We start from the raw sequence: 24,795 nt of genomic DNA on the forward strand, positions 1-24,795 counted from the left end.
GCTATACCGGTCAGGAGCCAGTCAATATCAATCATTAATACCAATCAGATACGGAGAATATCTGCATGAAAAACGTTATGAAAAGTACCCTAATAATAATGGCTGTTCTAGCCACTGGCATAGCTCAGGCCGCCGAAATACGAGTTGGCCTGGTGGTGAAATCTCTTGGGAACGGTTTCTTTGAGGCTGCACATGAAGGAGCTAAGGAAGCTGCGGCCGAGCTGGGGGATGTTAGCATCATCTATACAGGCCCGGTTACCCCAACCGCAGAAGGCCAGATAGAGATAATTAACTCACTCATCGCCCAGCGCGTCGATGCGATTGCTATTTCTGCCAATGATACCGATGCTCTGGTACCGGTGCTGAGAAGAGCGCAGCAACGCGGAATTAAAGTCGTATCTTTTGACTCCGGTGTTGCACCGGCAGGACGTGCAGTACATCTAAATCCTTCAAGCAACGAGCTGATCGGACAGATGAATGTTGAACTTGCTGAAGTGGCGTTGCAGGTAACGGGTAGCAAAAAGGGTGATATTGCGGTGCTAAGTGCCACCCCAACAGCCACCAACCAAAATATTTGGATTGAAGAGATGCAGAAGGTATTGCCGCAATATCCTGATCTCAATTTGGTTTCCATTGTCTACGGCGATGATCTAGCGGACAAGAGCTACCGTGAAACCCAGGGGCTGATCAACTCCTATCCTGACCTGAAAGTCATTGTTGCTCCGACTTCTGTGGGCATTGTAGCAGCGGCGCAGGCGGTAAAAGATATGAATAAAACAGGCGATGTCTATGTCACGGGCCTTGGGCTGCCTTCCGAATTGGCAGGCCATGTTGATTCTGGTGTCGTGAATAGTTTCGCTATCTGGAATCCCATCGATCTTGGCTATGCTGCGACCATGATTAGCTATGACTTGGTGAAGGGCACAGCAACGGAAACCGAAGTCGATATGGGGCGATTAGGCCGAGCCACCCTAGATGCTGAGGGCAATGCCGCAATGGCCGCGCCGTTTGTGTACGACAGCTCAAACGTCAAGAAATTTGCCAGTATTTTCTGATTGTTGGGAGAGCAAAGGAGCGGACGTATAGTCCGTTCCTGCATCGATTGCGCTTAAGGAGGAGACAAACTATGGATGCAAATCAGTCGGTATTTTCTTTGCGTCAGATAAGTAAGCACTTTCCGGGTGTCAAGGCTTTGGATAATGTGGAACTGGATTTATACGCCGGCAAGGTGACGGCGCTTGTTGGTGAAAATGGTGCGGGAAAATCGACCCTGGTCAAAGTGATGACTGGGATCTATACGCCGACCAAAGGCCAGCTATTTCTCGACGGTGAACCTATTGTACTCGATACTCCTGACGATGCACGTAAGTTGGGGATCACCGCTATCCATCAAGAAACGGTGCTGTTTGATGAACTGAGTGTGGCAGAAAATATCTTTATTGGTCATCATCTGATGCATCCATCAAAAAGGCTTAACTGGCGTGAGATGGAGCGGCGCAGTGTCGAAATTTTACAGGAGATCGATGCGCCGCTTAACCCGCGTGCCCTATTGAAAGAACTGAGTATTGGCCAGCGCCATATGGTGGCGATTGCCAGAGCTCTGTCTTTTGATGCGCGGGTGGTGGTGTTGGATGAACCGACTGCAGCGTTATCCCACCGTGAGATTGAAGACTTTTATGAGATTGTCGAGCGCTTAAAACAAAAAGGATGCGCGATATTATTTATTAGCCATAAATTCGACGAGATCTTCCGGATTGCTGATAACTATTGCGTCTTTCGTGATGGCTGCTACGTCGGTGCAGGTCAGATTAGCGACATAGAAGAATCTGATTTGGTGACCATGATGGTTGGGCGGTCGATTGATAACGCCTATCCGAAAGTTGATGTTGATATTGGCGATATTGTTTTGTCGGTCAGTCATTACTCCCACCCAACCGAATTTGATGATATTAATTTTGACTTACACGAGGGGGAGATCCTCGGTTTTTATGGTCTGGTCGGTGCAGGACGTACCGAACTTATGCAGTCTTTATTTGGTGTGACTAACCGCGCCCGTGGCGAGGTGAAACTGGTTAGTCAGCCGGTCAAAATAAGCTCACCAAATGACGCCATTAAGGCGGGCATTGTTTATGTGCCGGAGGAGCGCCAGGCGCAGGGGACGGTGCTTGAGTTTCCTATCTTCCAAAATATTGGCTTGCCTCAGCTAAACAAGATCAACCCGAACGGGATACTGGATGCCAAACGTGAGTACGCATTGGCAGAGACCTATGCAAACCGCTTACGAGTAAAAGCGCCTAACTGGTATGAAAAGGTGGAAAACTTATCCGGAGGCAATCAGCAAAAGGTAGTCATTGGTAAGTGGCTGGCAACCCGGCCGCAGGTGATCATCTTGGATGAGCCCACGAAGGGGATTGATATTGGCTCTAAAGCGGCTGTCCATGAATTCATGTCGGAGCTAACCGCAGAAGGATTGGCTGTGATCATGGTGTCTTCCGAGTTGCCGGAAGTGATGGGCATGGCCGATCGTATCATAGTGATGCGAGAAGGCTTGATGGTTGAAGAATTTTCACGTGATCAATTTAGTGCAGAGAAAATTGTCAGCGCCGCTACGGGCTTAACGGGAGTCGCATGATGAAAGAGTTAATGAAAAATCGAGAGGCACTGCTTGCTATTGTTATTTTGGTGATGATAGCGGCTATTGGACTAATTGTGCCGGATTTTGTGCAGGTCGGAAATTTGGTCGGCGTATATAACGATACCTCCATTTTGATCATCCTCGCTCTTGGGCAGATGTTTGTCATTATCACCCGCTGTATCGACTTGTCTATTGCTGCCAATGTGGCTTTAACCGGTATGGTCGGAGCGATGATCAATGCAGCTTATCCGCAAGTTCCTGTAGTGTTAATCATTGTTATCTGTGCCGGGTTAGGCACCTTGTTGGGAATGCTAAATGGTTTTCTGGTATGGAAGGCGAAGATCCCAGCGATTGTTGTGTCATTGGGCACCATGAGTATCTACCGCGGCTGTGTATTTTTGCTGAGTGACGGGCAATGGATTAACGCCCACCAAATGAGTGAGTCTTATATCGCTATTCCTCGCACTGAAATATTGGGGTTACCTGTGCTGGGTTGGTGCTCGGTGGTGGCGATAGCGGGTTGTTACTATTTTGCACGTCACCGCCGGATGGGACGTAATATCTATGCCGCCGGAAATAGTCCCACGGCAGCCCATTATGTCGGCATTAATGTCGGTAAGAAACAATTCGTCAGTTTTTCTATCGCCGGATTTATGGCGGGGATTGCCAGTTATTTGTGGATTTCACGTTACGCCGTGGCCTATGTCGATATTGCCAATGGGTTCGAGCTACAGGTTGTTGCTGCCTGTGTTATTGGCGGGGTCAGTATTGCAGGAGGTACCGGTACTGTGCTCGGCTGCGTGCTGGGGGCTGTGTTCCTTGGTGTGATCAATAACGCTTTGCCAGTTATTGGGGTATCACCATTCTGGCAGATGGCCATTTCCGGTGCGGTTATCATCATCGCAGTGGTTGCTAACTCTCGTTCAGAACGGAAGTTGGGGCGGATTATCCTCAAAAAAGCGGTACAGAATGCATCTTAATGCTGGTGGAGAATATTAATGGAAAGCGTAAATAAAGCAGTGATGGAACCAAGTGCTAAACAGACACGAAGGTACCTGCCGAATTGGGCGAAAAGTTGGGAAGCTCTGTTATTTCTGACAGCAGTGATCGTTTTTTTGTTGAATTGTATAGCTTCGCCGTATTTTCTTGACCCGTGGACCCTGTCGGACGCGACGTTTAACTTTACCGAGAAAGCAATTATCGCTCTGCCGTTGGCATTGGTTATTATTGTGCGCGAGATAGACATCTCGGTCGCTTCAATAATTGCTTTATGCTCTGTCGCTATGGGCTATACCGCTCAGGCTGGCGCTGGTGTTGCAATTATTTGTGTTGTTGGTTTGGCCGTTGGAGTGGGGTGTGGATTATTCAATGGCCTTTTGGTCACGCGGCTCAATATCCCTTCTATTGTAGTGACTATAGGTACCATGAGTCTGTTTCGTGGTATCGCCTATATATTGTTGGGCGATCAGGCCATTCGAGATTATCCGCAGGCATTTGAATACTTCGGTCAGGGCTATGTGTTTTATGTGTTTAGTTTTGAGTTTGTGGTGTTCACTCTATTGGCGGTGGTGTTCTATTTCTTGCTACAGAAAACCAATTTTGGCCGCCGCACCTATGCGATTGGCAATAATCCTACTGCGGCTTATTACTCTGGGATCAATGTTGCTAACCATAAACTGATATTGTTCACCTTGGTTGGCTTTTTCAGTGCAGTCGCTTCGATCATGCTGACGTCCCGCCTGGGCAGTACCCGGCCGACCATTGCGTTGGGCTGGGAACTGAATATCGTTACCATGGTGGTGCTTGGTGGCGTTAGCATCCTTGGTGGTTCGGGAACCATAATTGGCGTGGTGATCTCTGTCTTTTTAATGGGGTTGGTCACTGTCGGTCTCGGTTTGTTGAATATTCCGGGCATTATCATGTCGATTATTATCGGTGCAATGCTAATCGGGGTTATTGCTCTGCCAACTTTGATTAAGTTTATCGTCGCACAACGCCGTGCTTGACACTGCTTATTTCAGCCTTTCCCTATTGTCGCTGACAGTCGGTAGGGAAGTTTCGCTTCCCTTCAGAAAGTGTCGGGCATATGTTTTTTGTCAAAGGTACGGGGGAGCGTATTGGTGAACTGAGTGAGTCTGACAAGGCGGGCTGTATTTTACGAATTGACGATGAGGCGCAGGGATATCGTATCTGGTGGGGTATGTCTGAAGGTGTCAGTAACGGGGATATGTAGGCACTGACAGAGACCTTAAATGGGTAAAGATTCTATATGGGAAGGCCTATGATACATTTAGAAGCTAAGGATTTTTTTCTCGATTCAAGCTGTGCAATTACAACTGAGTTACGTAATCCTCAGGAGCCATTTCCAGAGCACTCACACTCGTTTAGTGAGATAATTGTGGTATCGGGTGGTCATGGTTGCCATGTGTTGAATGATGTACCTATGAATTTGAGTAAAAATTATGTGTGCTTTGTCAATCGTGATGATCGTCACTTATTTGAAAATGTCAAAGGCCTTTACTTAACGAATATTTTATATGATAAAGATAAACTAGATCTTGGTTCAGATTTTAAACGCTTTGTTCCCAATGGTGATGACAATGGATGGTTTATTGATAATGTTACTTTGCAAAGAGTTCAAGAAATTATAAATAATTTAGATAAAGAATCTCACGATAACTCTGTTGAATCAAAAATAATGACGAAAATATTATTTCAGCAATTAATCGTGGAGTTATCAAGAGGGCGTATACGTGATTGTTGCTCTTTATCCAAAGATGACCGCGTATTACTGGCATTGAATATTATTCGTAGTAACCATGATAAACATTGGGATATTGAAGCAATATCACATCAAGTTGAATTAAATCCGCGATACTTATCAAAAATGATCAGGCGTATGACTGGTATGAGCTATAGCGTTTACTTTCATTATGCAAGAACATGTAAAGCTCTTTCATTATTGCAGAATACCGATAAGACAATAACAGAAGTTGCATTTGACGTCGGTTATCAAGATAGTAATTACTTTTCGACAAAATTCAAACAAATGATTGGTTTTTCACCTCGACAAGTAAGGGGAGGCAACAAGTTACTATATGGTAATATCTAATTTGTGACATGTAACGTTTTACCTTTAAAATTAAGCAAGAACCAAAATATAAAATGCGATAATACAAAGGTTCTTTTAATAAATAGATTATATTGTTTTCATGAAGGATATGTTTAACTCACAATGTGGAACATTAAAATATGAAATCAATAATTAAAACAGCAGTAAAACTTGCCCTAGTTAGTTCGATTACAACATCTGCATTCGCTGCAAGCGAGTCTCCAAATATTGTTTTTATACTTACTGATGATTTAGGATTTAATCAAATTGGCGCTTATGGTGATACGCCAATTAAAACCCCGAATCTAGATAAGCTTGCAAATGAAGGGATTAGGTTTACACAAGCTTATGCCGGTAATACTGTCAGCTCTCCATCTCGGGTTTCATTATTTACGGGTAGAGATAGTCAGTTAATGACAAACAACTCAAATACTGTCCAGCTGGGTGAATTAGATGTCACCATGGCTCATATTCTCAAATATGCAAACTATGATACGGCATTGTTTGGTAAATATTCGATTGGGTCGAAAATGGGTGTGACAGATCCTTTAGCTATGGGTTTTGATACTTGGTTTGGTTTGTATTCGATTACTGAAGGTCACCGTCAATATCCTCAAATTGTTTGGCGAGATGGTGTAAAAATTAGGGTTGAGGAAAATGAAGCTAACCAAAAGGGTGCATATGCACAGGAAATGTTTACAGATGAGGCGATTAACTACATAAATGAAGATAGGGATAATCCATTTTTTGTAATGCTGAATTACTCATCCCCTCATGCTGAGTTAGCCGCCCCGGATAAATATGTTAAGCAATATGATGGTGTCTTTGAGGAAGAGCCATATTTAGGTATGTCGACTGGTTCACCGAGTGATAAATATGCTTCATATTATCCAGAAAAAGTAGATAACCCAAAGGCAACGCTCGCTGGTATGGTGACGGCCCTTGATGATTATGTAGGGATGATCGTTGAAACGTTGAAAGAAAAGGGAATTGAAGACAATACTGTGATTTTCTTTACTTCTGATAATGGGCCACATGATGAAGGTGGCGCAGATCCAGAGTACTTTAAGGCATCTGCACCATACAAAGGGATTAAACGTGATCTCTATGATGGTGGAATACATGTACCCATGATTGTATCTTGGCCTGAAATGATAACAAAAGGCCGTGTGGATGAAACGCCATGGCATTTTGCTGATGTATTGCCGACTTTTGCGGATTTGTCTGGCGTATCGCCTAATCAAGTTCCTAGATACAACTCAAATGGTGTATCTATTAAAGGCTTGTTGAATGATAGTCCGATTGAGCTTGATGAGCGCACTTTATATTGGGAGTTTGGAAAACAATTAGGAGATCCAAATTCAGGAGTTGTGGGTGAAGTTTTCCAAGCTGCAAGGAGAGGTGATTGGAAAGCGGTGCGCTACGGCGTGGATGGTCCTATTGAACTCTATAACATTATGAGTGATCCTGGTGAAACAAAAAATGTTGCAGACCAAAATAAAGATCTTATGTCTCACTTTGATCCATTGTTTAATAAAAAATAATTAACAGCTCGGTTAGATATCCATAACTTATGGGTATCTAACCATATTCATACATATGCTATTTATGTTTGGAGACGAAATGAATAAACAGCCAGTAAACAAAATAAATAAAGTTGAGCAATTTAGTGCTGTATCTAAACCTACTGGCAGTAAGTGCAACATGAACTGTCACTATTGCTTTTACCTTCATAAAAGTGAATTACTTAACCATGATAAAAAACTTATTATGAGTGACTATATACTTGATTTATATATCAAGCAATATATAGAATCCCAGAGTGGGAGTTATGTTGAATTTATATGGCAGGGAGGGGAGCCAACCCTTTTAGGTCTAAGTTACTTTGAGAAAGTAGTTAAGATTCAGAAGAAATATAAAAAGAAAGGGCAAGCTATATATAACTCTTTTCAGACAAATGGAATTTTAATAAATGATTCCTGGTGTAAATTTTTTAAAAAGAATGAATTTTTAATTGGTATATCTATCGATGGACCAAAAGAGTTTTATGATAGATATAGACTTAGTAAGAGCGGCAAATCTGTTTTTAATAAAGTAATGAATGCCATAGAATTATTGAAAAAGTATGATGTGGAGTTTAATGCTTTATGTGCGGTTAATGATTACAACTCAGAGCAACCTTTAGTTGTATATCATTTTATAAAAAATGTTGTCAGACCGAAACTAATTCAGTTTATTCCAGTTGTACAAAAAAATGATTTTCAATATAGGTCTGTTCCTATTAATGTTAAGTTCGATGATTTGATTATTCAGCAATCAAGTTTTATTTTTAATGATGTTACCGATTGGTCTGTAAAACCCGATATTTGGGGTGCGTTTCTCAAAACAATTTGGAATGAATGGCTTGCTAATGATTTTGGTAATGTGTTTATTGATAATTTTGAGGATGTCATTGCTAATACTTTTGGCCATGGTCCGCAGAAGTGTACTAGTGGTGTAACCTGTGGCAAAGGTTTAGCTGTTGAACACAATGGCGATATTTATTCGTGTGATCATTTTGTATATCCTGAATATTATTTAGGGAATATAAAAAAAGTCCACCTGGTAGATGTTATTAATTCTAAGCAGCAAAAAAAATTTTCTTCAATTAAATTTGATAATCTGACAAGCTACTGTAAAAAATGTGATTATCTAAAGTTATGTGGTGGTGATTGCCCAAGAAATCGTTTTGACGAGAGTTATGATAATGAATATGGCTTAAGTTACCTTTGTTCAGGGAACAAGATCTTTTATAAATCAGTGCTTGATGATTATTACATGATAATTAATAAATTTAATGAGATTAACATGAGAAAAGTTTCAATGTGAAAATAGTAATTTACTTATAAGAGGTTTATTTGTTCGCTACATAAACTATCTTAAAATTAATTTAAGGAAGAATAATGAAGAAGCTAATTACTGCAGCACTATTTTGTATAGCACCTATGTGTTTTGCTGAACACTCCAACTCGTCGGATGTGATGAGTTTAGTTAATCCACCAGATGGTAGACTTGCATATGTCAGTGATGGTAACTCACCTGATCCTGATGATATCGCTGCAAATGGTGTTGTTTTTGCACTGCTTCAAGGATCGGGGTTATCAGATAGGCTGGTACACTTTTCTCACTCATGTGATCTTGACCCATTTAAAAATCCGGGTATTCAAAAGATTGATGAAATTAATGAGCTAAGGCGCCAAAAAATACTTCAGTTTGTCGCAGATGAGTCAATTGAATTTTTTGGTCCATTTGATAATCTTCGCCAAGATTATAATTGTCGTGAAGATCAAGTTGGTGCGACAAATGATCTTGTAGATGCAATTAATGCATCGACAGAAAATGATCCTTTATGGATTATTGAAGCGGGAGAGCCTGATTTGATTGGTTATGCGCTTGAATCTGCAGAGCCTGAAAAGCGGCAGTTTGTTTACGTTGTTACTCATCATCCGTTTAATGACAACAGTGGGGACTACTTCACTTGGCAACAAATTTTGGATTTTGGGATTGTTGAAAAACGCATAAGTGACCAAAATGTGAATCTACAAACACCAATGGATGACTGGGATTGGGCCAAAAATCATGATAATAAAGGGATTGCGTTCCTTTGGAATATGTTCGCATATGTCGAGCACGATAGTGTAGTCGATTTCCAAACCAATAAATTTGATTGTTCTGATGCTGGTATGGCTTATTGGTGGATTACTGGTGCAGATAATGGTGGTAATCAATTAGCGACACCAGAAGATCTTAAAGCAATGCTATTGCCTGAATAAATGCTATATATTTTTCAAAATAGCCAACAAATCGAGGTCATTACGGCCTCGATTTGTTTAAAAAATGCGCTTTGGGTTTTTAATTATCATTATCCCCATCATATGAATCAGGTAAATCAACAGATGAGAGGAGTATTTGCTATGGCCAGTCTTCTCTATGATTCTTTCTTCATCAGGACTAATTAACTCAAGGCGAACGGCTCCTTTACAGGGCTTATTGTTTGGCGATGACTTTTTCCCTCGCCGCTGTTTGATCCCTTGAAGAGCCTTTCTCCATTCCTCTCGCTTTATACTATTGCCGTGATACAGGGTGATGCCTCGCCAAGACGACTTGGGAATCATGAAGTGAAAGGTTTTAATGAATTGGCTCAAGGTATCTGGGCTATTGAAATATATACCTGATTTACTTTCACTGGTGTGGTTTAAGGCATAGAGTAACATCTCTGTGATTTCTGCCCTTTGGTTTCGATAGTTATGTCGAAGCTTTGCAATGGCTTTGTTGACGAGTTTGTTTTCAGCTGTTGATTTTAATTTACCTGGTAATAACCGGTACTCACGGGCTGCTGAAAAGTGACGGGAGCGTTGTTTAGTTGTATTCGTTTTCAGCGATTTGATGTATTGGGCGTTTGCTAACCACTTATCGATAGTCTCTGGCTCAATACGGTATTTATAGGCTATTTCTTGGAGACTTATCCCGTTTTCATAATGTTCCAGTACCTGATAACAGACGGGAATGCTGATTATTTTTGTGTCTGCTCCACTGTCGACTTGAGTGGGTGTTATGCCATCTTTCACCATTGACTGGACAGGTGAAACCTTCAATTTCTTGGTGAGATAGGGGAGTAAGTCATTAGGTCGGGCATTACCGTTTTGGTGTTGATGATATCGTCTCGATGACAACCCTAGTTGAACGGCTTGTTTTTGACTAAGATGGTATGTTGCTTTGTTGATCTTGGTGGCGGTTATCCAGTCGGAAAAATGCAAATAGTGGGAAAAAGTCATTTCTGGAGTTTCATGGCCGGCAAAAGCGGCGAGGGCGTAATAGCTATTTTGTAGTGACTTACCCGTGATGGTATGGCGGATTTTCTGGCGCTGTTGCTTGTTGTAAGGGACGATATTGGGAATGCAATCAAACTCATCATCTAGTTCCAGCAGCAGGTGTAACCGGCTGAAGCAGCTATGCCTTAAGTGGTGAAAGACCAGATAAGAAAGCCCGGAGAGAGCTTTGAGTGTTTCACTGACAAAGTTCGGTACCAGGAAGGTGTCAAAAGGCTGATTGATACTCTGGCCAAAAGTAAAGACCAGGTTCCCCATAGATCTGCATGTTACCATTTTTGATTGTAAGTGTTTACTGACTATCTGCCTTTCGTGTTCAAGTAACAACGGGAAAAGCGGCACCTTTCTTAGGCTGCTGGCCGTTTTGTTATCACCGAACCGGTTTTCCCTAACAGCTATCCAACCGGTCGGGGAGGTCTCGATATGCTTAAGCTGCAGCTTTTTCAGTTCATTCAGCCTGAGGCCACATCGATAGGAAAGGATACAAAGAGACTGTAGGCATATTTTCTCAGCATTATTTAAATCAACCAATTGCTGGATGTTGCTAAGTAATGCAGAGAACAGCCCCTCATCGACAAAACCTGATCGGGTGTGCTGTTGCCCGGCATCGACATGAAAATAACTGCTGGTGAGTACAGGAAAGCTGTAGTTCTGGACAGCAAAACCATGTAAGTCCTTTAGCCGCATGGCAAAGTACTTCTGGGATTTTGCTGATTTATGACTAAAGACTAGGTTCTTGTAAAGTTGCTCGATATCTTCTGATGATAAGCTTGAAAGTTCGTATTCCTGGCCAAGATAGAGCCATTTTCTGGTGAGGTTAGCATTGTATTGTCTGAGTGTTGATGTAGTACATGACCAAGTTTTATAGATAAACCAATGGATGAGTACTGATTCTGGTTCTGATAGCTCTATGCTTGCAGCTAATTGTTCAAGGTTATTTCGTAAGTGATTAGGGGAGAGCTTTTCATTTGGGTTATTATCTGCAAGACATTGTTTTATCAGTGCAGGCATACCGTTGGTACGTCCTTTAGGCGAATTTATCTGATCCTTGCGCGCTACTGTGATGTCTTTATTAAACTGATAGAAGTGATGGTTGAAAACTTGATTTACCTTTGGCTCAATAATACGGGGGATATTGCCCGGTGGTAATGCATAGGACTTTGTTCGCCCAATTCGGTATTCTACAAGAGCTTCACTGAGTTCGACACCGTCAATGGTTTCACAGGTGTATATTGCGGCCTTGCAGAAGTCTGCTAGTGATTTAGGCAAGTGTGCTGGTGGTGTGATGTCGGCACATAGTGTTTTAAATAGCTCTTTTGAATTTTTCGGTGGAATCCAGCCTGTTTTATTTGTGGCTAGCCATAGCCTGAGTAGCCCTAGGGTGATCGGATGAAAGTAACAATGGTATAGGGTCTTTGCTTCGTCATTTACATAACAATTGGTGTTGAGTTTGCAGTCTTCCAATGTGAGCGTGGCAAAAATATGTTTTTGCCAATGCTGAAGTTTAAGATGACCGCATCTTAGCTCATGACAAAATGCAGTGATGACATTTGCCGAGCACTGGCCGCTATGAAAAACCAAGGACAGTATCAGTGATTGATAGATATCTGCAGTATCACGCTGCTTTTTGCAAAGTAGGACGATATTGAACCACTCCTCATAGAAGCTATGAACCGCCCAGGCTGCCTTGAGCCACGGCAAAGTTCTTAACTGAGTCGGCTCTTTGTGTGTGACCAGAAAGGATGGAGGAGAAACCTTCCAGCAGTATTGTTCCCGGTAACGCTGAACCCTTCTTATTGCGGTATTAAAGGCCAGACGATAGTCGCGCTGGGTACCAAATGTTTTTTCTAACTCTCCGATAAATTTAAGCCATTTGTCTTCGAAGAGTTCGGGACTAGGCCGATTACTGGGATTTGGGAAGTGCTTGTCCAGCAGCAGCTGAGTATATCGTTTGACACTTTCGATATTTTTTAGTCGATTGGATTCTCGTGCCTCACTACCGATGCTTACCATATGCTTTCCTCAAGACCGATTTCAATCAGGTGGTGATTTATCACTTGGCTAATTGTTCTCATTTGCTTTCTATTGAGATGGCTGAATTGGTTGAAGGCATGCTTTCCTGTGTCCTGATGCCCCATCCAGGCAGAGATCAATTCTGTCGGGACATTGTTTTTGAGTAGCAATGAGCGGATATGATGCCGAGGCCAGTTAGGCTGAAGTGGGAAAATGGGGTCAACCAATGCGATAAAGATTGAGGGAATGGTTTCCTGGATTAAGTCTTTTTCCCGGAAAAAGAAAAGGTGCTCCTGGCTATTGAGAACTGAATGGTATCGAAAGCTAATAGTTTTGTTTGCATTGCCATAATGTATGGCGGCTTGTTCAACGTATGTCAGGTACTGCTCTAATATTCTCAAGGCAGTTTTGGGGAGTACTATGACTCGGCTGCAATCGCCAGTACTTTTCTCTTTGTCTGAAATCCAACATTCGCCCGTATCTAGATGAAAGTGCTCTAACTTACCAAACCAGCCTGTAACTGGACGGTAGCCACAGGCAAGCCCCATTATTAATTGGGTGAATAGGGTCACCTGGTTGTGGCATTCTTCTGAGAACTTCAACGATGGACGCTGCAATGACTGTTTAATCTGCTTATCAAGTTGACAGAACAGTGACTTGAGGATCTTGGCTCGGATGTGTAGTGGTGAGCCGATAAGCATATTATCCTGGACGGTTACATCGTTCAAAATTTCCAATTCCGGCTTTTGGCTCGCAGAGGCAATGAACTTGATATAGCGTAGATAGGCATTAAGGATGCTTGAATAAGATAGTTGTGTATAGAACAAGGCAGGAATAGCCCTGATATCTGTCCCACAGATGATTTCAATGATCACCGGATCAATTTCTTCCTGTGATAGCTTTTGCCTGAGATATCCGCTGATTTTGGTGAGTGTGATGTGGGTATGGTGTTTTCGGTTGATGTCATGCAGGTAGGCTTTTATTTCTTTTTCCCCAACATCCGTAAATCGGAAGCTGTTTACCCCTTGTGTAAGTAGTTTGGGAAGGGGGAAAGGCAGATTTTCTGAAACTCTTTCAAGGATGGGGGCTAATTCTGCTCTGAGTTTGTGGGTGGGCAGATTGTGTTTCCGGATAAACCCACAGACTGACTTGTGAGCAGAGCGCTGAACCTTTGTTTTTCTTACCTGCTCAATGATGTTACCCATTAAAAGCATCAGCATGAGTAGCTTTGCTATACAGTTTTCATTGGTATTACCAACTTCAATGGTTTTGAGGCATGCCTGAACCAGACATGCAACTTCAAAGTTGGTGAACGCGTAAATATCGCAGGGAAGGTGCATATTTTTCTTTCTGATACGCGCCTGAATGGCGCGGGCTTTCATCACTTCCAGACTGTAATCTTTGTTGACGCTGGATGGGCTGGTAACGATAGTAAGACTACGGTTGTCGTTTCCTAAACCGTCTTCATCTTGCCACGGTTCATTGTTCCTGGAGCCGAAATGGAGTTGATTAATCTCGATGAGAGAATCTCCCTCATCATTCAAGTATTGTCTCGGACTAACAGTTAATGTGCCTGCTTGTCGAAATTGCTTTGTGGTAACGGACCTCGTATACCCTTCGGATGATTGAAGGCTGGCTTGGTATGGCCGATGATAATGCTCAAGTTGATTGATGATACGAGCTGATTTAATGATGGACTTTTCTTTATCTGTTAGCAGGGTAAATTGTTTAACAAGCTCAGGGAAAGCGTACTGATTAATGTCCGGAAGGTAACCTGCCATTGTTTCTCTTTGACCATTGGCAAAAAGCCGCACTTCATCGCAGATTGTTTTAATTTTAGCGTCATGTTTACCCATGAAGCTTAGCCTGGTAATGCTGATTAATGTTAGGGCTTTATACTGGTCGAATTTCGCTCTGTTATATGAAGTACGAAGCAAGGTTGACGCAACAAAAGCAGGGATATAGTGAACCCCGAGTTGACGATTATCAGTTATTTTTTTACTAACGTCATCGGGGGTAATTGATGCTAACTGTTTTCTTTTGAATGCTTCCTCTAGTAGAAGAGGTAGCTCATCAAAATGGTCACTATGCTGTGATGCTAATAGGTTACATAGGCGAATGACTTCCTCCGCTATAGCTGCATTTTCACAAGCAGAGAATGGGAAAAGTTTTTTAAAGAAAGCATAAATATTTCTTGCTTTGAATCGCTCTTCAATTTCTTTCCGACGCATCAGTACTCTCCCTGAGCAGCCTCTCAAAAATGGATGGTTGAGATTGTGGTTCACAATTATTTGATTCTGATCCTCGACTTTTTTGCCGGGCTAATCCACTGCGTGATAGTGATGTCCACTTGGCTAATTGAGGCTGACTAATTTTATTTCTGTCGCTTAAAATCTGAACAAGATCATTTGGCGCGGTTTGGTTAAAGCTTCTTCTAAAGGATTCGATTTGTTGAGGTTGTAATGATGATAGGAGAGTACGTGTAACGTTAACCCATGCGTGTAATTGAATATCGTCATCCGTTAAATCTCGGTGAGCAATAATTGTACTTTTGTTGGTGTCTATATTTGATAAGTCAAAACCGAAATATTCGAATCCTGAAAACAGCAGCACTTTCCCTCTTTCCAGCTCTACCGCATGGAGGGTTGAGTATTGGTTCAGAGTGCGTAATACGCCGATAGTGAACAGTGTTTTATCGAAGAGGAATGCCTGGTTATTAAAGAAATCAAACGCTGCTTTTGCCGCCGGATGAACGCTGATTGATAACTTTTCCTTGTCCCGGTCAGGTATGATTTTGGCCATAATCGCACAATCCTTAGCACAAAATATGTACATTAAGTATACAAAACTAGGTGACCATTTTTGTGACAAGCCCGTAATAAATGGTAAATTATGGGTTTTGATGTATGTATCTATTTGATGAGTAACTTACTGAAAAATATAAAATTGACAGTTAGTATCGATTTTAAATCACGGGTGGGTATAATCCTTCCAAGCTGATGATGCGGGTTCGATTCCCGCTGCCCGATCCAGTTTTTGTTCTTCCGTAATGAAATCTCAATTTACTTAAAGTTGAACGCTTTGTTGCGTTTTTTGCCGTATCTAACTTTTGGGCCTAAGAGAAGCCTTTAGAAGAGCTGAAGAGACTGTCGCCAAAGTTATCAAGCAAAGTACGAGGCAATATGCCATAGCTGATGAGCGCTCATTGGGAACGGCAGCAGTTTCAGATAATGATTACTTACATTGTGCGGTCTCTCGGGCTGATTTGATCAGATCTCGGAAGCCTACCAACGCGCAAACAATGTCCCTTTTTTATTTCAAGCAGCGGTATATACCAAGAACTTGGACGTTGCCCTTCAGGCACAGCATCAACTCGAAGCATCTGCTGTGATGGTAAATGATCATTCGGCATTTAGGGTTGATTGGATGCCTTTTGCTGGGCGGAAAGAGTCAGGATATGGTATTGGTGGTATCCCATACACTATGCGTGACTTCACCGAAGAAAAAATGGTCTTCATTAAATTACTAACATGAGATGCGGGATTCTAGCTTCTTATTTTAGTCAGTAATAATAGCGATAAGTGTGACGAACTGAATGGGCAATGTAGTCAGTGAGTAGTCCAGCGATGATATCTGCCAACAGCAATTTAATCGCTATCCATCGTCTCAATGATCCGAATACCAGATTAGATGAGTAGTAGAGAGAGGTAGCTAAATATTAAAGAGTATCTGGCGAACAGTTCAACCATTCCTATAGGTGCATCTAATGTTTTAAACCGTGTTTGCAACGTTAAGTATGGTATAGGAATATGTATAGCTTTAGTGTACTTGCTTCTTTATTGTGTTTTATAAAATATCAATATTTGTTTTCAATTGTATTACTGTTTCTCACTTTCTTGAAAATGAGAACGATATCTATAAAATACTCGTCTACATTTTTGGAATCACTGCCTAAAATAGAATGCATTCATGAATACTACATACAGTCATAAATATTAGGTTTCGTAATTTTTCGAAAGTAGAACGTTTATATTTTTTTGTTGGACTTATATACTCCCTTACATTCTTAAATTGTGCGTGATAAGAAGTTATATCAAATAATTCATGTTATATTCGGCTAGGTTACGGTGGTAATTAATGTCTAGTTTTGAACGTATAAAATTGAGCAATCCTGATACGAGCAATATCAAGGATTATGGTATTACATTGATGACTCTTTCCTTGCTGCTGTGCTCATCATTGACCTATGCGAAAACAGATTACTTCGTAGGTGCAGGTGTTGGGTATCAAGATGACAACCTTGGTGGGGCCAACTCTGTGAACGGTGAGGACGCAACGGTTCAACTGAACGCTGGATTAACCATTAACTCTGAACACAGAGTAACAGCAACATACAGTTATAAGGATAAGTTCTCCCAGAGCCTATTTTTTGCTTCATACGATTACTTATATGATATCAATAATAATATGTCATTGAATGGAGGGTTTTTGTTAGGTGTTGGGTATAATGATATTTCTGATGAGACCTCCATGGATTTTATTAGGGGCTTGCAAGTTGGAACTTCATATCATATTAATAAGGAGTGGAGTACGGACCTAACCTACCGTTATATACATCAGGATTATGACGAAGAGGATATTGATATAGATGATACTCAGCAAGTTGTTATTATGGCGAACTACCATTTTTAATCCTCTCGCTATATATAATTTCATATAAAGGCGTTATTACATTATCGGTAATGACGCCTTTTTAAATTAGCATAAGCTTTTGCTTTTATGTTTAGAGGTGATGATGAGTGTAGGATGCTGAAAAGGGGCAAAATAGACGGGAATGGGGCATTGAATCTTCCGCCTTTGGGAGCTCCAATGTTGGTTATGTTACGGCTTTGGTTACAGAGTGGGGCGTTTATATGCCGCTTTGATTCAGGTATATTAAAAGCTTGATTTCGAGTAAGTAGGTAAAATTAAGGAGAAGGATATGTCTAATCATTACAAGGTCGACCACGACAAAGAAAGTAAAACCTATTTTGTGAAGCTTGTCGATGGCTACCAAGCAAAAGTAAGTTACCAGATATCCGGAAATGTTCTTACTCTCGATCACTCATCGGTACCTGATGCATTGCGGGGCCAGGGGTATGCCAGCGTGATGATGGAAGCCGTTTTGAAAACGATTGAACAAGATGGCTATACCGTGATCCCTCAATGTAGCTATGTTGTCCATTATATGAATAAATACAACGAAAAGTGGCAGCATTTGCTTGCAAGTGCCATATAGGTATCTTATTGCATTCTCAATATGAAAAGCCCTGCTTAGTAAGCAGGGCTTTTTCATACAAGCGACCATTGGAGATTAGTTTACTTGATACTCAGGGTAATCAAGTAGACCTTTTTCTGTGCCACCGAATAGGGTATCAGGATCGTGAGCGGCTAGTGGGTAGTCGTTCATGATGCGGTTTGGTAAATCTGGGTTGGCAATAAATGGACGACCAAAGCCTACCATATCAGCCAAACCTTCACTGATTGCTTGTGCGGCTTTATCAGTGTTGTAGCGGCCCGCGTAAATAATTGTGCCATTGTATGCATCACGCACAGCGTGCTTGAATGCTTGCGGTGTGTCTGGTGCATCGTCCCAATCAACTTCAGCAATGTGAACGTAAACCACATTTAACTTGTTTAACATTGCTGCTGCTGCGGTATATGTTTCAACCGGCGTCTTATCAACCGTGCCGTTAAGTGAAGTAAATGGAGCAAGGCGTACACCGACACGATCGGCACCGATAGCATGACTCATCGCTTCAACGACTTCACCCAAGAAGCGCAGGCGGTTATCGATAGATCCGCCGTACTCATCTGTACGGTTGTTGGCTTCTGAGTCTATAAACTGGTTTACAAGGTAGCCATTTGCGGCATGCAGTTCGATACCGTCAAAGCCTGCTTCAATGGCATTGATTGCAGCTTGGCGGTACTCACCAATCACATGCTGGATATCATCTTTGGTCATCTCGCGTGGTTCAACGACATCGACAAAACCTGGTGCGTTGTTACCGTCATCAATGAAGACTTTAACGTTCTCAGCTTTCAGGGCCGAAGATGAAATAGGTTGCTGGCCACCAATGTTGGCAGGGTGGGTCACGCGACCTACATGCCAAAGCTGCGCATAAATCACACCGCCTTTTGCGTGAACGGCATTTGTGACTTTTTTCCAGCCAGCAATTTGCTCTTTAGTATAAATCCCCGGTGTCCAAGCATAGCCTTGGCCCATTTCGGAAATCTGAGTACCTTCAGCAACAATTAGGCCAGCATCGGCACGCTGAGCATAGTACTGAGCCATAATATCATTAGCGACATTACCCGGCTGAGTCGCACGCGAGCGAGTCATCGGTGGCATAACAATACGGTTTTTAAGTGTTGCATTGCCAAGGCGCATTGGCTGAAATAATGTATCTTTCATCTCTAGTACTCCAACCGGTATTATTTGCTTGTCTGAATTAGTTCGATAGCGTAGCCATCTGGATCTTTCACGAAAGCAATGTGCGTTGTACCGCCAAGCATCGGGCCTGGCTCACGACTTACATTACCGCCTTGGGCTTTTATCTTGTCACAGGCGGTGTAAATATCGTCAACACCTAAGGCTAGGTGGCCGAATGCATTACCCTGCTCGTATGCGTCGGTATCCCAGTTATAGGTCAGCTCAATCGTGGCGCCGTTTTCTTCGTAGCCAACGAAAACCAGTGAGTAGCGATATTCTGTGTTTTCAAAGCGATTCAACACTTTCATGCCCAATATCTTGGTATAGAACTCGATAGATTTATCAAGGTCGGTAACGCGGATCATGGTGTGGAGAAATTTCATATCGCACCCTTATGTAATGACGCTGAGCAAAGTGGCATGTGTTGTTTGGTCTAAACAACCATTTTTGATAGGACTACTATAGCGAGGGTGAGTTAAGATAAAAAATTATCATTATTTATTGAATTGATAATTTAATGTTATTAGTGATTGGCGCGGGTTAGACATCGTCATCATTGTGCTGAGAAATGACAAAGTAACTTAAAGCGATAATGACAAATAAGAGAAGCAACAAGTTGATGACAAGTACCATAGACACACTCAAAGCAAACAGAGTCTTCTATTGAATATAGTTGAACAGGATGTATTTTATCATCAACGGTTAGTTTGTTATCAGCTTCTATATATGATCAACAATGTACTGAAAAATGTCTCTAAGTTGTTCGTTAGGTAAGGCGAGTAAGTTATCACCGATGTACCATTCAATTACTGATTGGGCTGGGTGCTGAGCAACTTGGGGATTGCCGAGCCAGATCCCTTTTTGTTCAGCTAATTCTTCACATAATGTCACTGTATTCTCGTAGCTTAGCGGAATAATTAAGTGCAGCATATTGCATTGCGGCTGAGTCGGGTTAACAGTGAGTTGCGGGAACTCAGATAGTAGCAAGTAGATTTCCTTGGCTCTCTCGAACAAGGTGGGCATCAACGCAATGCGCTCATCAAACTGCATCGCCGCAGAGACAACATAGGGAGTACGGTGATATACATTACCGCCTTGTCTTTTCATCCACAGGCTTGCTAACTCAATAAATGCCTTATCACCTAATAACATGGAACCACCAAGTCCGTTTACACCTTTATACAAAGAGACATAGGCGCTGTTAAAGCCGTGGGCGATTTCTTGATAAGACTTTTGGTAATACGCTGCAGTCTCCCAAAGGCGGGCACCATCCATGTGTAAATGGATATTCTGAAGTTGGCAGTGTTGTTTGATTTCTTTCAAATCATTCCATGATGGAAGCTGACCTCCGAGCTCCCGCATCGGTAATTCATAAAGTGCGGCAGATATTTCATCTGGCCAAGCCTGCAGATCTGTTAGTGTCCAGGGCTTGAACGCATTACCGACAGGCAAGATGTTAAAGCGGTTTTGTAGTTGGTACCCCTGCCTTTCAAATCGGGTGATATGACTTGATTCATGCATAGCAACAATGGAATTGCGCTTTTGGCGACATACTAATTCAAGTGCGGTGACCTGAGCCATTGTACCGCTGATAACAAAGAGACCCGCTTCAAATCCTAAGAGATCTGCGACTTTCTGTTCGAAGGATTGTATTAACTCTCCTTCACCATACACATCATGCTTGATGCCATGTTGTTCGCACCATTGTGCCATTTTCATAAAGTGTTGTGCCGGCGACTCGTCCTGATTGCCAGGTAATATAGTATGGCACTGGCTACGTAATTCCTTGTTCATTCAATCTTCCTTAGTGGTGCGTTATGCCTACAAGCTATATAGCTGGGAGTGAGAAGTAAAGGAGGATAATGCTGTTACCTGGGAAAAGATATTATTGAAGTGATTATGATAATCTGAAATGGAAATTGGGCGACAGACGCCGCCCAACATTTGAGTTACCCCTTCATAGTTTGAATGACCTTGTCAGGGAAGCCGAAATACTTTTGTGCTCCATCATTGTCGAGCAATAGGCAGCTGGTGGACGCTGCAATATAGGCTTTGTCATTAGTGGTATAGATGACCGTGGCATTGGCGAGCTTTTCGGTGAATAGCTTATTGATATACTTAGTGTATTCTTTCTCTCCGCCCACAAACGGTTCGTCGATAATAATGATCCCTTGGTCACAGCTGCCAAGTCCCAGAGCCATTCTGAGTGATTGCTGAATACCGTTAGGCAGTTGGTTGACAAACTCTGATGACATCTGGGTTTGTAGCCCCTCGGGCAACCATGGGTGCAAATTGAAGAAATCGATGGTTTCCTCCATTTGCTCAGTGGATATTACGCCATCATGGATGATGAAGTTTGATTCCAACGTTCCATCGAAGATATGTAGATCGAATGGAATGTAATTAATAGCTTTTCTATAGCGGAAATTATTGAATTGCTTAATGTTGTAACCATCCAATAGAACATTACCCTGATAACGGTCTTCTAGACCCGCAAGAATACTCAGTAGGGTTGTTTTACCCGACCCAGACCCGCCGGATATGGAAATTTTGTCACCGGGTTGTGCTGTGAACGCCAAATTGGTTAGCCCTGTCGCAGCACCTTGGTAACGGTGGGTAAGGCCAGATATGGTGATATTGCCTTTAAACTGGCGGATGGGTGGGCTACTTTCCAATGAATGGCGATCATCGTTGAGTGACATCAACGCATTGATTTGCGTGCTGGCAGATTTGATGGTTTTGAATTTGGTGATTGAATTGTAGATCCCCATTATTGGCCCCAGCGCCTTCCAGACCAAGATGATAATTGCTAGCATAGCGCCGGCATCGGTCTCTCCAGCCATAACGCCAATAACCGCAGTAACAATACTGGCTGTACCAATAGCCTGTATCAACCCTTGGCCCATTGCTTGGATTTTACCGTTGGTTACTGATACGCCTTTTGCATCCTCCAAACTTTGCTCATGGGCGGCTTGAAAGCGCGAACGGATCACCCTAATTAGTGGAAGCCCCTGAATACTGCTTATACTTCTTAGCAATTCATTCCACTGGTAAGACACCATGGCGTTGGCTCGGGAGCTTCTTGAGGTGGCTTGGTTGTAGATATAGCGAGCGTAGACACAGAAAAACAGCATCAATGCAATCCCTGCTAGCACGGTGAGCGCGGCTGTGCCAGAGATAATAGTGATAGCCATAATAAAGATAATCACAAATGGCATATCGAAATAACTAAGCGAAGACTCTGCCGTGACCAGCTTTCTGAATTGGTCGATGTCTTTCAACCTCGCCAGCTGAGAAGAAACACCAGCGGATGACGTCATAGAGTAGGGAAGCCATAACAACTTACTGATGACATTTCGCGATATATGGGTGGCGAGATCTTTTCCTGATGTTGCCAAAATATTCATTCGCATTCGTTTGAAGGCGTATTCAGACAGTGCAAGAAAGACAGCAAATCCAGTTAGCCAGAATAGTGTCGATTCAGAGCCCGAGCTTAACGCAAAACTGTAAACCCCCATGATGAAGAACGGCTGCATTGCACCTAACACGTTAATGATTAAGCTGAGTAATAGAAGGCTTTTGATTTCATTGTTGTAGCGATAGAACGCGTATTTTATCCAGTTGGATTTGTCTTGAGATTCCGGAGGCGGTTCTCGAAATATTTTCGAGTAGTTTGAAATTTCACACACCGTGCAGCTGTCGCTTGTCAGCGGGTGCTCAATGACGACATTGTTGCGGTAATCAAACAGTTTGGCTAGACCGTTATCAATGCCGAGGAAAATGGTGCAGACGTTATCGAACTGGACAAAAGCAGGTGTTGAGACACTTTCTAGTTGATGCATGGTTGTTAGTTGTCTGACATGGCATTCGTAATCAAGCCGTGACAGTGTAGTTGAAAAACTGTCGACATCTTGGCTTTTGGGAACAAAGGCATCACTGAGGATCTCTGGGGTACCTTCCCACTGTAGAGTCACAAGGGTATAGGCCAAACCAAGTAAAGTGGGTGATCCTTTATAGCGTTCCTTGAACTTGGCTGAGCCGAAGTCGCCCAGCCGCTCATCGATATTGCTGAAGTCAATTAATACACTCATGCGGCAACCCTAGAAACAAGTTTGTGGCGAACCAAGCGGGGATCGAGCTGTCCCAATTTGTTACTGACGATTATGCAGATGAAGTTGTTGGCTTTCGGAGTAATACAGGCTAGTAACAAGCGGGCAAACTGCTCGTCATACACCATATCAATATCATCGATTAACAATACGGGCTTGTTACTCAACAACGCCCTAACTATGAGCAGAGCAAACCGGACTTGGCGTGAGAACGGCAGCTGGTGATGGCTAGAAATCTTGGTATAGAAACCGTTTTTAAGGCCATCAATCTTATGTTTTATTGCGAGGTTTTCACAGAGTGAAAAGGCCGCGCTATTAAGGTGAGGTTTGAAGCAAGTGAGATTGTCAATAATTGTCCCTTCGACTAACGCGGAGTTTTTATCGACCTTGATAACGTTGTTACGCCACTCCCCGTAGTCAATGTCGTCGGCTAGCTTGTCGTTGATGACAAAAGACAAGTTATCATCGTGGCTATCACGGGTAAGGCATCGCAATAGGTGGCTTTTGCCACTGCCGCTAGAGCCGGTAAGTAGATTGATCTCGCCGGTTGTCAGAGACATGGCCGGGATGCTCACCGTTACATCGTTGCCTGTTGGCGCGATAGATATAGTGCGTACAACGTCTTCGTTGTTCGAGGCATGATTGAATGATTCGAGTTCGAGCACTTCAGCGATGCGTTTAACATTTAGTTGATTGGTTCTCCAGCGGCTAAGTGTGCGCATCACTTGTTGGTAGGGAGCGAAGTAGCGGTTGGTAAGTAGAATGACGGCGGCCATTACCCCTTGGCTAATTTCCATGTTGATAACAGCTAATGCACAAAGAACGACGACAATGGCGACCGAAAGTTGCTGGATCACGTTGAGGGTTAGATTGAACGATGACTCCAAGCGTTCATAGGTAATACTTTGGTTTTCCCGCTCACCAATCATTTCGACCATCACGCTTTCAATGCGGTATTCCATAGTGCGGCTTTTGATATCCAATGGGTTTGACACTATCTCGATGATTTTGGAATTTGTCAGTCCCTCGATATCTGAACGTTGGGAAAGCACGTCGACGCGACGTTGTGACAAATGACGGGCAGCAAAAAACAGCACGGTTGATGCAGCAATGAGCGCTAATCCTGCCCAGAAATTGATCAGAAGAATAATTAATACCGTGATGGCACTGGTGCCAGCGTTAATCATGGCCTTTATGGTTTCACCACCGAAAAACTGCTTAATATCGGAAATGGTGGCGATCCGCTCTAAATACTCCCCCATTTCCAATCGGCTGAAGCGCTCAATATTGGCAGCACAAATGGCTAAGAAAACCCGATTGGTTAACTGTCCTTCAAAGCGTTTCATGATCACCGAAACTAAATGCTCTTCTTGCCGCTTGAGTTGGTAGTCGAGATAAATGGCGAACAAAATGATGGCAAACAGCAGCATCAGTGAATTGGTTGACTGATTTGGCAAGATACGATCAAAAATAATCAGGATCGAAAAAGGCAGCACCAGGCCCAATAGGGTGGTCATCAAGGTTGAGAACAACAAATACAATTTGTCCAATGGACTGATTTTACGAGTAAATGGTTGGCTTTTCAT

Annotated in this window: 20 protein-coding genes; 12 read left to right on the top strand and 8 right to left on the bottom strand. The window is 42.6% G+C overall.

The features are described from left to right. Positions 1–65 precede the first annotated feature (65 nt). The 9 genes from rhaS to ACVA58_RS14225 all read left to right on the top strand — a co-directional run bounded on the left by rhaS (position 66) and on the right by ACVA58_RS14225 (position 9,559). Entirely contained in the window at positions 66–1,055 is a 990-nt protein-coding gene (rhaS, locus tag ACVA58_RS14185; RefSeq protein WP_446511088.1) for a rhamnose ABC transporter substrate-binding protein, read from the top strand. Between the two features lie 71 nt (positions 1,056–1,126). Next, on the top strand, positions 1,127–2,632 hold the full coding sequence (locus ACVA58_RS14190) for a sugar ABC transporter ATP-binding protein (protein ID WP_446511089.1): 1,506 nt from the start codon (positions 1,127–1,129) through the stop codon (positions 2,630–2,632). Next, entirely contained in the window at positions 2,629–3,615 is a 987-nt protein-coding gene (locus ACVA58_RS14195; protein WP_446511090.1) for an ABC transporter permease, read from the top strand. Before ACVA58_RS14190 ends, ACVA58_RS14195 begins: the two co-directional genes overlap by 4 nt. An 18-nt stretch (positions 3,616–3,633) precedes the next feature. Beyond that, entirely contained in the window at positions 3,634–4,641 is a 1,008-nt protein-coding gene (locus ACVA58_RS14200) for an ABC transporter permease (protein ID WP_446511091.1), read from the top strand. 80 nt (positions 4,642–4,721) lie between these two features. Beyond that, the gene (locus tag ACVA58_RS14205) at positions 4,722–4,868 is read left to right on the top strand and encodes a hypothetical protein (protein ID WP_446511092.1); all 147 of its coding nucleotides are present in this window, start codon (positions 4,722–4,724) and stop codon (positions 4,866–4,868) included. A 48-nt stretch (positions 4,869–4,916) separates the two neighbouring features. Beyond that, positions 4,917–5,747 carry a helix-turn-helix domain-containing protein gene (locus ACVA58_RS14210; protein ID WP_446511093.1) on the top strand — a complete coding sequence of 277 codons (831 nt, stop codon included), beginning with the start codon at positions 4,917–4,919 and terminating at the stop codon, positions 5,745–5,747. 140 nt (positions 5,748–5,887) lie between these two features. Continuing rightward, positions 5,888–7,291 (top strand): sulfatase-like hydrolase/transferase, encoded by a 1,404-nt coding sequence (locus ACVA58_RS14215; protein WP_446511094.1) that lies wholly within the window; start codon positions 5,888–5,890, stop codon positions 7,289–7,291. Between the two features lie 79 nt (positions 7,292–7,370). Beyond that, positions 7,371–8,615, top strand: a complete 1,245-nt coding sequence (locus ACVA58_RS14220) for an anaerobic sulfatase maturase (RefSeq protein ID WP_446511095.1) — start codon at positions 7,371–7,373, stop codon at positions 8,613–8,615. Between the two features lie 74 nt (positions 8,616–8,689). Continuing rightward, positions 8,690–9,559 carry a hypothetical protein gene (locus tag ACVA58_RS14225; protein WP_446511096.1) on the top strand — a complete coding sequence of 290 codons (870 nt, stop codon included), beginning with the start codon at positions 8,690–8,692 and terminating at the stop codon, positions 9,557–9,559. 57 nt (positions 9,560–9,616) lie between these two features. Here the strand turns inward: ACVA58_RS14225 and ACVA58_RS14230 are convergent, their stop codons facing one another. The 3 genes from ACVA58_RS14230 to ACVA58_RS14240 are packed head-to-tail and all read right to left on the bottom strand — an operon-like array spanning position 9,617 to position 15,430. Continuing rightward, positions 9,617–12,628: a tyrosine-type recombinase/integrase gene (locus tag ACVA58_RS14230; RefSeq protein ID WP_446511097.1), complete on the bottom strand. Its 3,012-nt coding sequence runs from the start codon at positions 12,626–12,628 to the stop codon at positions 9,617–9,619. Beyond that, on the bottom strand, positions 12,622–14,859 hold the full coding sequence (locus ACVA58_RS14235) for an integrase (protein WP_446511098.1): 2,238 nt from the start codon (positions 14,857–14,859) through the stop codon (positions 12,622–12,624). The genes ACVA58_RS14230 and ACVA58_RS14235 overlap by 7 nt, the downstream gene beginning before the upstream one ends. After that, entirely contained in the window at positions 14,840–15,430 is a 591-nt protein-coding gene (locus ACVA58_RS14240) for a hypothetical protein (protein ID WP_446511099.1), read from the bottom strand. The genes ACVA58_RS14235 and ACVA58_RS14240 overlap by 20 nt, the downstream gene beginning before the upstream one ends. Before the next feature lie 471 nt (positions 15,431–15,901). Here ACVA58_RS14240 and ACVA58_RS14245 point away from each other — a divergent pair, with 471 nt between their 5' ends. The 3 genes from ACVA58_RS14245 to ACVA58_RS14255 all read left to right on the top strand — a co-directional run bounded on the left by ACVA58_RS14245 (position 15,902) and on the right by ACVA58_RS14255 (position 17,906). Next, on the top strand, positions 15,902–16,162 hold the full coding sequence (locus tag ACVA58_RS14245) for an aldehyde dehydrogenase family protein (protein WP_446511138.1): 261 nt from the start codon (positions 15,902–15,904) through the stop codon (positions 16,160–16,162). 603 nt (positions 16,163–16,765) lie between these two features. Continuing rightward, positions 16,766–17,320, top strand: coding sequence for an outer membrane beta-barrel protein (locus ACVA58_RS14250; protein WP_446511100.1), 555 nt, complete (start codon positions 16,766–16,768; stop codon positions 17,318–17,320). 289 nt (positions 17,321–17,609) lie between these two features. Next, positions 17,610–17,906, top strand: coding sequence for a GNAT family N-acetyltransferase (locus ACVA58_RS14255; protein WP_446511101.1), 297 nt, complete (start codon positions 17,610–17,612; stop codon positions 17,904–17,906). Between the two features lie 75 nt (positions 17,907–17,981). Here ACVA58_RS14255 and ACVA58_RS14260 read toward each other — a convergent pair whose 3' ends face one another. The 5 genes from ACVA58_RS14260 to ACVA58_RS14280 form a co-directional block, all read right to left on the bottom strand. Continuing rightward, entirely contained in the window at positions 17,982–19,082 is a 1,101-nt protein-coding gene (locus ACVA58_RS14260) for an alkene reductase (RefSeq protein ID WP_446511102.1), read from the bottom strand. Positions 19,083–19,102: 20 nt separating this feature from the next. After that, a complete protein-coding gene (gene gloA / locus ACVA58_RS14265) occupies positions 19,103–19,483 on the bottom strand; it encodes a lactoylglutathione lyase (RefSeq protein WP_446511103.1) in 381 nt (126 codons plus the stop codon). A gap of 337 nt (positions 19,484–19,820) precedes the next feature. After that, positions 19,821–20,894, bottom strand: coding sequence for a threonine aldolase family protein (locus ACVA58_RS14270; RefSeq protein WP_446511104.1), 1,074 nt, complete (start codon positions 20,892–20,894; stop codon positions 19,821–19,823). 155 nt (positions 20,895–21,049) lie between these two features. Further along, positions 21,050–23,191, bottom strand: coding sequence for an ATP-binding cassette domain-containing protein (locus tag ACVA58_RS14275; protein ID WP_446511105.1), 2,142 nt, complete (start codon positions 23,189–23,191; stop codon positions 21,050–21,052). Beyond that, positions 23,188–24,795 (bottom strand): ATP-binding cassette domain-containing protein, encoded by a 1,608-nt coding sequence (locus tag ACVA58_RS14280; protein WP_446511106.1) that lies wholly within the window; start codon positions 24,793–24,795, stop codon positions 23,188–23,190. Before ACVA58_RS14280 ends, ACVA58_RS14275 begins: the two co-directional genes overlap by 4 nt.

Source organism: Photobacterium sp. DNB22_13_2 (assembly GCF_052873915.1).

Bases quoted from the DNA above. Each gene is read 5' to 3' on its own strand.
- ACVA58_RS14235 (WP_446511098.1), bottom strand. From the start codon at position 14,859: ATGCGTCGGAAAGAAATTGAAGAGCGATTCAAAGCAAGAAATATTTAT.
- ACVA58_RS14270 (WP_446511104.1), bottom strand. From the start codon at position 20,894: ATGAACAAGGAATTACGTAGCCAGTGCCATACTATATTACCTGGCAAT.
- ACVA58_RS14275 (WP_446511105.1), bottom strand. From the start codon at position 23,191: ATGAGTGTATTAATTGACTTCAGCAATATCGATGAGCGGCTGGGCGAC.
- gloA (WP_446511103.1), bottom strand. From the start codon at position 19,483: ATGAAATTTCTCCACACCATGATCCGCGTTACCGACCTTGATAAATCT.
- ACVA58_RS14255 (WP_446511101.1), top strand. From the start codon at position 17,610: ATGTCTAATCATTACAAGGTCGACCACGACAAAGAAAGTAAAACCTAT.
- ACVA58_RS14200 (WP_446511091.1), top strand. From the start codon at position 3,634: ATGGAAAGCGTAAATAAAGCAGTGATGGAACCAAGTGCTAAACAGACA.
- ACVA58_RS14220 (WP_446511095.1), top strand. From the start codon at position 7,371: ATGAATAAACAGCCAGTAAACAAAATAAATAAAGTTGAGCAATTTAGT.
- ACVA58_RS14195 (WP_446511090.1), top strand. From the start codon at position 2,629: ATGATGAAAGAGTTAATGAAAAATCGAGAGGCACTGCTTGCTATTGTT.
- ACVA58_RS14215 (WP_446511094.1), top strand. From the start codon at position 5,888: ATGAAATCAATAATTAAAACAGCAGTAAAACTTGCCCTAGTTAGTTCG.
- ACVA58_RS14260 (WP_446511102.1), bottom strand. From the start codon at position 19,082: ATGAAAGATACATTATTTCAGCCAATGCGCCTTGGCAATGCAACACTT.
- ACVA58_RS14225 (WP_446511096.1), top strand. From the start codon at position 8,690: ATGAAGAAGCTAATTACTGCAGCACTATTTTGTATAGCACCTATGTGT.
- ACVA58_RS14190 (WP_446511089.1), top strand. From the start codon at position 1,127: ATGGATGCAAATCAGTCGGTATTTTCTTTGCGTCAGATAAGTAAGCAC.
- ACVA58_RS14210 (WP_446511093.1), top strand. From the start codon at position 4,917: ATGATACATTTAGAAGCTAAGGATTTTTTTCTCGATTCAAGCTGTGCA.
- ACVA58_RS14240 (WP_446511099.1), bottom strand. From the start codon at position 15,430: ATGGCCAAAATCATACCTGACCGGGACAAGGAAAAGTTATCAATCAGC.
- ACVA58_RS14280 (WP_446511106.1), bottom strand. From the start codon at position 24,795: ATGAAAAGCCAACCATTTACTCGTAAAATCAGTCCATTGGACAAATTG.
- ACVA58_RS14230 (WP_446511097.1), bottom strand. From the start codon at position 12,628: ATGGTAAGCATCGGTAGTGAGGCACGAGAATCCAATCGACTAAAAAAT.
- ACVA58_RS14205 (WP_446511092.1), top strand. From the start codon at position 4,722: ATGTTTTTTGTCAAAGGTACGGGGGAGCGTATTGGTGAACTGAGTGAG.
- rhaS (WP_446511088.1), top strand. From the start codon at position 66: ATGAAAAACGTTATGAAAAGTACCCTAATAATAATGGCTGTTCTAGCC.
- ACVA58_RS14250 (WP_446511100.1), top strand. From the start codon at position 16,766: ATGTCTAGTTTTGAACGTATAAAATTGAGCAATCCTGATACGAGCAAT.